Here is a 1,617-nt window from a genome sequence, read left to right as displayed (position 1 = left end):
ACACGGGCACGGACACGTGCTGTTCCTTGCCACGGGTATCGGTGAAGCGGAAGTCAACGAACTTGACTTCGTTGTCCTTCACCAGCTTCATCACATCGGCGACGGTCTTGGCCATCAAAAAGGCTCCTGGCGGATGAGTTGTCAACAAGTTGCTCGGAGGATGTCGGGCTGGAAATGGCGCTTGTCTACGACCAGTCCGGGGGCATCACAGCGGGGAAAAATGTAGCAGAAACCATGCCCACAATTGGTGATCCCACTCATCCCAGTCGGGCGCACAGGCCGCGGGAGCCTCACCCACAGATTGAACATGCACCGAGGAAAGCCACCCGAAAGGTTCGATGGCGCACAAGGCCCCGTTTTGGAATTTTCATCACCAACATGGTGCAAATTTGGCGCACCAATCTGGAATCACGCCGCGAGTTCGACGCGCACACCGGTTCGCGCCGCCAGGGCCTGCCGAAGGTAGGCGAATGCCGCCTCCACGGCCTGAGGCGCCCCCTTGACGCCCAACTCGATGTGCAGCCCCCGCTCGGGGTGGTCGACGCTGGGCAGGCTGAAGACCTTCACCCCCTCGAACCGTGCCTCAATGTCCTCCATCAGCGGGGTCAGAGAGGCCTCATTGGCCCCGAACACGTAGAGCGCGCGCTCCTCATGCTCGGGGGAACGCAGATCGGGATAACGCCGGTCCAGCACCCACTCGATCATCGGGTGGGCCATGACCGGGAAGCCGGGCACGAAGTGCACATGCCCCACCGAGAACCCGGGGATCTTGTTGTAGGGGTTCGGGATCAGCGACGCCCCCAGAGGAAAGACTCCCATGTTCAGGCGATGCACGTTGTCGGCGCGATCGGGCTCGTAGGGCACGCCCTGTTCGGTGGCCACGTCACGCATGCGCTCCTGGATCAGCACCTTGGCCTCGGGATGCAGTTGCAGCGGCTGACCACAGGCCAGCGCGGCACACTGGCGGGTGTGGTCGTCCGGTGTCGCCCCGATGCCCCCGCAGGAGAACACGACGTCCCCGCTGGCAAAGGCCTCCCTCAGGGCCACGGTGATCTGCTCCCGGTCGTCGCCGATGTAGCGTGCCCAGGCCAGGGCATGCCCCCGCGCGGCCAGCAACTCGATGACCTTGACCATGTGTTTGTCCTGGCGACGGCCAGAGAGGATCTCGTCGCCGATGATGATGAGGCCGAAGTTCATGGACGGGCTAGAAAGAACCATGGAAGTGGAGGACGAAGCTGCGGCTCAGCCCTGTGCGGACCCGGACTGAGGCGGCAGGACCACCGGCCCCGCCGGGACGGGCGCGGCCACACGTCCCCGGACCTGGTGCAGTGCGGCCAACAGGTAGTGGACGAACCACAGGCAGGAGAAGGCAAACACCAGGGTGTAGAGCCAGATGGAGACGGCGATCAGCAGCGGCGCCAGGACCAGCGTCATGGCGCTGATGGCCCAGATCAGAGAAGGCGCAGCCCCCAGAAAACCAGAGATCAGGCCGATCAGCAGCAGGGGCCAGCGGTGCTCACGCTGCAGTGCCGTGCGCTCCTCCAGGCTGGCATGCTCGGCCAGGGCATCGTAGGTCATGACCTGCGCCGTGAGCCAACCCCAGATCAGCGGGGGAAT

2 protein-coding genes are annotated in these 1,617 nt (G+C 64.1%); both read right to left on the bottom strand.

Features of this window, described 5'->3' with window-relative positions:
- Positions 1–408: 408 nt before the first annotated feature.
- Positions 409–1,197 carry a molybdopterin-binding protein gene (locus tag I73_RS09530; protein WP_022980398.1) on the bottom strand — a complete coding sequence of 263 codons (789 nt, stop codon included), beginning with the start codon at positions 1,195–1,197 and terminating at the stop codon, positions 409–411.
- A 45-nt stretch (positions 1,198–1,242) separates the two neighbouring features.
- Positions 1,243–1,617: EI24 domain-containing protein (locus tag I73_RS09525; RefSeq protein WP_022980397.1), on the bottom strand; the 375-nt coding region annotated here is incomplete at its 5' end.

The organism is Ideonella sp. B508-1, assembly GCF_000333615.1.
Classification (GTDB): Bacteria; Pseudomonadota; Gammaproteobacteria; order Burkholderiales; family Burkholderiaceae_C; genus Ideonella.
This window is presented reverse-complemented; position numbering and strand designations above follow the sequence as displayed.